General features: G+C 59.3%; 8 protein-coding genes. All 8 read left to right on the top strand.

Translation table 11 applies throughout. The features are described from left to right. Positions 1-244: 244 nt before the first annotated feature. Positions 245-736, top strand: a complete 492-nt coding sequence (locus GG26_RS11290; RefSeq protein WP_099812622.1) for an FHA domain-containing protein — start codon at positions 245-247, stop codon at positions 734-736. 48 nt (positions 737-784) lie between these two features. Then, positions 785-1528 carry a class I SAM-dependent methyltransferase gene (locus GG26_RS11285; RefSeq protein ID WP_099812623.1) on the top strand — a complete coding sequence of 248 codons (744 nt, stop codon included), beginning with the start codon at positions 785-787 and terminating at the stop codon, positions 1526-1528. A 17-nt stretch (positions 1529-1545) separates the two neighbouring features. Further along, positions 1546-2328, top strand: coding sequence for an ABC transporter permease (locus GG26_RS11280; protein WP_011428988.1), 783 nt, complete (start codon positions 1546-1548; stop codon positions 2326-2328). A gap of 365 nt (positions 2329-2693) precedes the next feature. After that, positions 2694-3407 (top strand): DUF4394 domain-containing protein, encoded by a 714-nt coding sequence (locus GG26_RS11275; RefSeq protein ID WP_414390638.1) that lies wholly within the window; start codon positions 2694-2696, stop codon positions 3405-3407. 229 nt (positions 3408-3636) lie between these two features. Beyond that, positions 3637-4218: a sigma-70 family RNA polymerase sigma factor gene (locus GG26_RS11270; protein ID WP_011428985.1), complete on the top strand. Its 582-nt coding sequence runs from the start codon at positions 3637-3639 to the stop codon at positions 4216-4218. Then, positions 4215-4958 carry an anti-sigma factor domain-containing protein gene (locus GG26_RS11265; RefSeq protein ID WP_414390636.1) on the top strand — a complete coding sequence of 248 codons (744 nt, stop codon included), beginning with the start codon at positions 4215-4217 and terminating at the stop codon, positions 4956-4958. The genes GG26_RS11270 and GG26_RS11265 overlap by 4 nt, the downstream gene beginning before the upstream one ends. A gap of 231 nt (positions 4959-5189) precedes the next feature. Next, positions 5190-5411, top strand: coding sequence for a DUF2839 domain-containing protein (locus GG26_RS11260; protein WP_011428983.1), 222 nt, complete (start codon positions 5190-5192; stop codon positions 5409-5411). Positions 5412-5447: 36 nt separating this feature from the next. Continuing rightward, entirely contained in the window at positions 5448-6275 is an 828-nt protein-coding gene (locus GG26_RS11255) for a carbon-nitrogen hydrolase family protein (protein ID WP_011428982.1), read from the top strand. The last annotated feature ends 9 nt before the right edge of the window (positions 6276-6284 follow it).

Here is a 6284-nt window from a genome sequence, read left to right as displayed (position 1 = left end):
TTCTCGGAAGCTCCCGTCTACAGCCCGTCAGGGCTTAGCGGGAGAGGATGTCACTTTCTCAGCCTGTTTGCCCTTGAGAAAAAGAGGGGGTAGGAGGCGCTGTCGGTATGGGTTGACCTAGGATAGTGTATGATTCAAGCCTATAGCGGGTGAGAAGAGAGGGGGATCCGCATTTTGCGGCTTGATTGCCTGACTGTTCCCAGTCTGCCCTTTCTGACCACCTCAGCTCCGGGCGTATCCACAGATGAGCATGAGCGCTCCTGCTGCCCAACCCAGCCCTCCTCACTTGGTCTTGATCTTCACGGATCGGATGGGTCGGCGCGGCGTTGTCTTAGACAAGATTTACTACTCGGTGGGCCGGGCAGCCAGCAACCACATCCGCCTCTACGACTCTTGTGTTTCCCGCGAACACGCCCTGATCATCCGCATCCCGGAAGAGAACCGGGCTGGGTACGGCTATATGATCTTTGACGGCAGTTCCGCATCCCGCCGCAGCACCAATGGTTTGTTCGTCAACGGCAAGCGGGTTTTGTCTCATCGGCTACAGCTTTTGGACAAGATAGGGTTTGGGCCCAATGTAACCGCCATCGTGGAGAGCACCGACCGCCTCAGCCCGGAGACGCTGGCAGCCCTGTTGAGGCCGCCGGCCCTCGGCGACAATGTAACCCCAACCGGATCCCAGAGAGAAACCTTGAAAGAGACGCCCAGAGAGAACGACGACTTCACCGCCGCTTGATGGCGTGAATGGTTTTCAATCCAACCCCCTGCCGAGTTTTGGGTTCCCGTGACTCCCACTCCCCCTGCCCTGAGCGGCTACTGGCAAAATGGCTTCGACCTGGAAGCTCACTTGGGATCCTTTCTCGGCCTCAAGGCCGCCGAGCTGCGGGAGAAGCTGCGGCTTGGCCAGCAACAGTTGGCAGAGCTGGGCCGGCGCGACTTCATCTGGGATCAGGCGGAGATCTTTTACCGGGATCGGGTGGGATCCGCCTATTTGCTGGACTTGGCAGCTTGGCACCTGAGCAGCACCGACTACATCGGCGATACCCTGCGCCTGGTGGCCGACCATGCCCGTGGGCGGGTGTTGGATTTTGGCGGCGGCATCGGCACCCACGCCATTGGGGCGGCCCTCTGCCCGGCGGTGGAGCAGGTGATCTTCTGGGATATCAACCCCATCCATCGGCAGTTTGTGCAACTGCGGGCGGAAAAGCTGGGCCTAAGCGAACGCATCCACTGTCCAGACACCTTCCCGGAAGGGATCCGTTTTGACACCGTCATCTGCTTCGATGTGGTGGAACATTTGCCGGATCCGGCGGCGCAGTTGCGGCAATTTGACGACTGGCTCCAGCCGGCAGGTAAGCTCTTGATTAACTGGTATTTTTTCAAGGGGTTTAACGGCGAATTTCCCTTTCATCTCGACGATTCACAGCGGATCGAGGAGTTCTTTCAGGTGTTACAAAGCCATTTCTTAGAAGTGTTTCACCCCTATTTGATTACTGCCCGCTGCTACCGCAAGTGGAATGAACGCTGAGATGGGAGAAAACCCAAGTGCTGCGCTATTTGCAGGTGTTGTGGTTGTTTTGGAGCACTTCTGTAGCTGCAGAAATGGAGTACCGGGCCAATTTTGTCTTTGCCAGCCTCAGCAGCTTGGGCGGCCTGGGGTCAGCTTTGTTTGGGCTGTCGCTGTTCTACCAGCAGGGGCACCGCCTGGGGGGCTGGAGCTGGCCGGAGGCGCTCATCGTCTTGGGGGTGTTCACCATTTTGCAGGGGGTGTCGGCCAGCCTTTTTAACGTCAACTTAAACCGCATCGTGCAACAAGTTCAGGAAGGCACCCTGGATTTTGTGTTGCTCAAGCCCATCAGCAGTCAGTTTTGGCTGTCAACTCGGGTGTTTTCTCCCTGGGGCCTGGTGGATATTGGCTGTGGCCTGTTGTTGATTCTCTACGCCGGGATCCAGTTGCGGCTGCCGGCCTGGGCCTATGTTCTGGGTCTAGTGCCCCTTTTGCTAGGGTTGGTCATCCTCTACAGCCTCTGGTTTATGCTGGGGGCCACCAGCATCTGGTTTGTCAAGATCTACAACGTCACCGAGGTGTTGCGGGGCTTGGTGGAGGCGGGGCGATTCCCGCTGGTGGCCTATCCGGTGGCCTATCGGTTGTTTTTTACCTTCGTCGTGCCGGTGGCTTTCTTGACCACCGTGCCGGCAGAAGCCTTGCTGGGTCGGATCCAGTGGCCCTGGCTTGTGGGATCCGCTCTGCTGGCGGCAGGGCTGTTGTGGGGATCCCATCTCTTCTGGCGCTTTGCCCTGCGCTTTTACACCAGCGCTTCCAGTTAAAGTCTGGGCCAAAAAGCTTGGATCCCAGGCATCCGAGTTCTGGGGAGTTGAGTAATTTCTACAGGCGCGCCCCATGCGCTGCCATCGCAGAGAACAACTGCCTTCTCCTTCACAAGGCAGAGGGGATCCCAGCCTGCAGCCGGGATCCGGGAGTTCTCTCGATGGACTGCAAAAAAAGGTTTCCACTACAGCGATCTGCAGCCACAGGCTCTGTGGTTTAGGGGGGCTTGTCTGTCAGTGGTTTTGATGGTTTGTCGATCTTTTGAGGAGCCTGTTCAATGCACAAACACACAAGCTTTGTAGCAGCATCTGTGATAGCCGGCAGTTTTGCTCTCTTGGGCTGTGGCAGCAGCACTTCGTCTTCGATGATGCCTTCCCAAGCGGATTTGGTGGCTTTGAGCAGCGGCAACCGCCTCACCTTTATCCGCTCCGCCGATGCTTCTGTGCAGGGATCCCTGACGGTAACAGGAGTGAACGGCAACCTCATTGGTATCGATGTGCGCCCTGCCAACCGGCTGCTTTACGGGCTGACCGACACCAGCATCCTTTACACCATCAACTTGCAGACCGGTGTCGCTACCGTGGCCAGCACTCTGTCGGTTCCCTTCACCGCGGGCACGCTTTCTGGCATGGATTTCAACCCTGTTCCGGATCGGCTGCGCTTGGTGGGAGCCAATGGCCAGAACTTCCGCATCAATGTGGATACGGGCGAAGTGATCCAAGATAGACCTTTGGCCTTTGGCCCAATGGAACTACAGGGATCCCGACCGGCTGTTACCGCCGCCGCCTACACCAACAACGTGGCCGGCACCCAATCCACACGGCTGTTGAACATCGACGGCGAGCGCAACCTGCTGCTGTTCCAGAATCCGCCCAACGAGGGGGTGCAAATGCCGATTGGCCCCCTGGGCGTGAACTTCGGCCCGGTGGGCGGGTTTGACATCCGCACGGTCGGCGGGGTGGATACCGGCTTTGCCATCGGCGGCTCCACCCTGTATCGAATTGACCTGAATACAGGTCGCGCCACCTCTGTGGGCACGCTGCCGGGTGGGCCGTTCTTTGGCTTGGCTGCCTTCTAGATCGGCCAGGTTGTTACAATTCCAGTCATTTTTCTGGCCAATTGTTGCTGTTTTGTTTCGGCCCGATTCCAGCTCGGGATTGGGCCTTCTGTACTTCTTCAAGTAGGGTTGACCTCCATCTATGCAGGCGATAGATTATGGGAGCCGCTGTCCTTTCTGGCTTGCCTTAGGCAAGGCCTGCTTCTTACTAAGTGCTTTCTCGTCGCCGTTTTGTTTTCTCCTTCCCCCCATGAAGATCGAGGATGACAAAGCCGAGGGATCTCTGCAGGAGAGAAGCGATGCAGAGGTATTTTCAGCCCTCAAGGCAGGCCAGTCGCAAGCTTTGGCTATCCTCTACGACCGCCACGCCGGTTTGGTATACGGAATCGCCTGCAAGATGCTGGGCAACTCTGCCGAGGCCGAAGATCTGACGCAGGACATTTTTTTGAGTTTGGCCCGTTCTTCCTTCGATCCCAAGCGGGGATCCCTGCGCACTTACCTGGGCATTTTGGCCCGCTCCCGCTGTTTGGATCGGCTACGCTCTTGGCGCAATCGACAGCGATCCCTGGAACGGGGCAGAGTGGAATTACAGGGCGATGCCGCCGAGGATCCGGCCCTGGAGCAGTTGGCCGGGGCAGAGCAGGCGGTCGAGGTGCAAACGGCTTTGGCCCAGCTATCTGAACATCAACGCCAAATCCTCAAAATGGCCTATTACGAAGGCATGAGCCAAACAGAAATTGCCAAGCAATTGAATCTGCCTTTGGGAACGGTTAAAGCCAGAGCCCGCCGAGGCTTGCTGCGGCTGCGCGAGTTGCTGGGAGGCGCCCCATGAAAGCCGAGTCTGTGTCTCCCGAAGAACTGCAACTGTGGCTGGCCGGCTACGTGCTGGGGGATCTCTCCCCGGAAGAGGCCGACCGCCTGGAAGCGGTGCTCAAGCTGCGCCCGGAGCTGCAGCAGGAGCTGCAAGCCCTGCAACAGACCCTGGAAAGGGCCTACGGCGTCGAAGAGAAGCAACCTCCCCCCGCGCTGCGGGCTTCTCTGCTGCAAGCCTACACAGAGCCGGCGCCCAAACCCCTCTCCACGACAATTCAGGGATCCCCTCGCTGGCGGGGCCTGGCGGCATTGGCAGCAGGGTTAATCGTGGCTTTGGGACTGGGGAATCTCTACCTGTGGCGCAGGCTGCAGCTAGCCCAGACGCAAGGGATCCCTGGCGAGGTGTTGACCTATGAATTGCAGCCGACTGCGGAGAACCTGGCCGGCTCGGTCAAGCTTGAGGTGGATCCCCAGCGCCTGCAAGGGCGATTGGTGGCCCAAGGGTTGCCGCCTTTGCCGGAAGGCCGGGTCTATGCCCTGTGGGTGGTGCTGGAACCGGAGGCGCCCTTTACCACCGATAGGGCGGGGGCCGTTCTCGTGGCAGCTTTTCCGGTGGATGAAACAGGAAATCGCCAACAGGAGCTGCGCCTACCGCCGGTGTTTGAATCTACAGAATGGGTGCGGGCAGTGGCCATTACCGAAGAAGACGGCAGCCGGCCCCAAGAGCACCAGGGATCCCCTCTGTGGATTTCCGGCTAGCGGGAGCAGTGGCCAACCAACATAGGTTCGTCGGCGGAGGCAAGGCATGGATCTAGCCAGGATCCCTCTGCTTAAGCGACTGGCGGAGCACTCTCGCCGATGTGGATCGGCAAAACAGGGATCCCGAGCCACCCTGCCGTTGGGAAAAGTTGTGGGCGCACCGGAAGCGTAACAGCATTAAGATGATGGTCACTACCCCGGCACAGCAAAAGCCAACTTGGAGGCCACCCTATGGGCGAAGCCAAGCGCCGCAAAACCCGAAACAGACCGACTCCCGACCAAGAGCTGCTCTTTCCCCAGCTCAAAGACATTCCTCTCACCAAAGCCCAAGCCCGCACGATCTACAATTGGACAACTCGAGGCGCTTGGGCCGGCATTATTCTCCTGGCCATTGTCTGGGTGGTGGTGCGATTTGTGGGGCCTGCCCTGGGCTGGTGGCACCTAGTGGGCTAGCCGGCTGGATCCCTTGAGTCTCCTTGGAGTTTTCCTATGCGATCCTACTTGGCAGCCGCCCTGCAGATGACCAGCACCCCCGATCTGGCCGGCAACTTGCAACAGGCAGAGGAGTGGATTGACTTTGCGGCGCGCCGGGGCTGTGAGCTGGTGACCTTGCCGGAAAACTTTGCCTTCATGGGGCCGGAGGAAGAAAAAGCCCGCCTTGCGCCGGAGATTGCGCAGCGGGCCGAAGAGTTTTTGGCCAAGATGGCCCAGCGCTACCAGGTGTTTGTGCTGGGCGGGGGATACCCGGTGCCGGATGGACAGGGCAAGGTGTACAACACGGCGGCCCTCTACAGCCCCGAGGGCAAGGAGCTGGCCCGCTACCGCAAGATCCACCTCTTCGACGTCAACCTGCCCGACGGCAACACCTACCGCGAGTCGAACACGGTGGTGAGCGGCAACGAGGTGGTTGTCTGCCAGGAGGAGCGGCTAGGCACCCTTGGTTTGTCGGTCTGTTACGACGTGCGCTTTCCTGAGCTATATCGCTCCTTGGTGGATCGAGGGGCAGAAGTGTTGTTGATCCCCGCCGCCTTTACCGCCTACACGGGTCGGGATCACTGGCAGGTTTTGCTGCAGTGTCGGGCCATTGAAAACACCTGCTACGTGATCGCCCCCGCCCAGGTGGGCACCCACTACGAGCGGCGACAATGTCATGGCCACGCCATGATCGTGGATCCCTGGGGGACGATCCTGGCGGATGCCGGCGGCGAAAAACCAGGAGTGGCCATTGCCGAGATCGCCCCAGAGCGGCTACAGCTTATCCGGCGGCAGATGCCCTCGCTGCAACACCGCCGGCTGGCCTGTGCCGTTACTCCCTAGGGATCCCCT

It is taken from the genome of Synechococcus sp. 'PEA 65AY6A-5F PE A' (assembly GCF_047462575.1).
Classification (GTDB): Bacteria; Cyanobacteriota; Cyanobacteriia; order Thermostichales; family Thermostichaceae; genus Thermostichus.
Note: the sequence above shows the minus strand (reverse complement) of the source record. Positions and strands in the feature narration are given on the sequence as shown.

Bases quoted from the DNA above. Each gene is read 5' to 3' on its own strand.
- GG26_RS11290 (WP_099812622.1), top strand. From the start codon at position 245: ATGAGCATGAGCGCTCCTGCTGCCCAACCCAGCCCTCCTCACTTGGTC.
- GG26_RS11275 (WP_414390638.1), top strand. From the start codon at position 2,694: ATGATGCCTTCCCAAGCGGATTTGGTGGCTTTGAGCAGCGGCAACCGC.
- GG26_RS11270 (WP_011428985.1), top strand. From the start codon at position 3,637: ATGAAGATCGAGGATGACAAAGCCGAGGGATCTCTGCAGGAGAGAAGC.
- GG26_RS11265 (WP_414390636.1), top strand. From the start codon at position 4,215: ATGAAAGCCGAGTCTGTGTCTCCCGAAGAACTGCAACTGTGGCTGGCC.
- GG26_RS11260 (WP_011428983.1), top strand. From the start codon at position 5,190: ATGGGCGAAGCCAAGCGCCGCAAAACCCGAAACAGACCGACTCCCGAC.
- GG26_RS11255 (WP_011428982.1), top strand. From the start codon at position 5,448: ATGCGATCCTACTTGGCAGCCGCCCTGCAGATGACCAGCACCCCCGAT.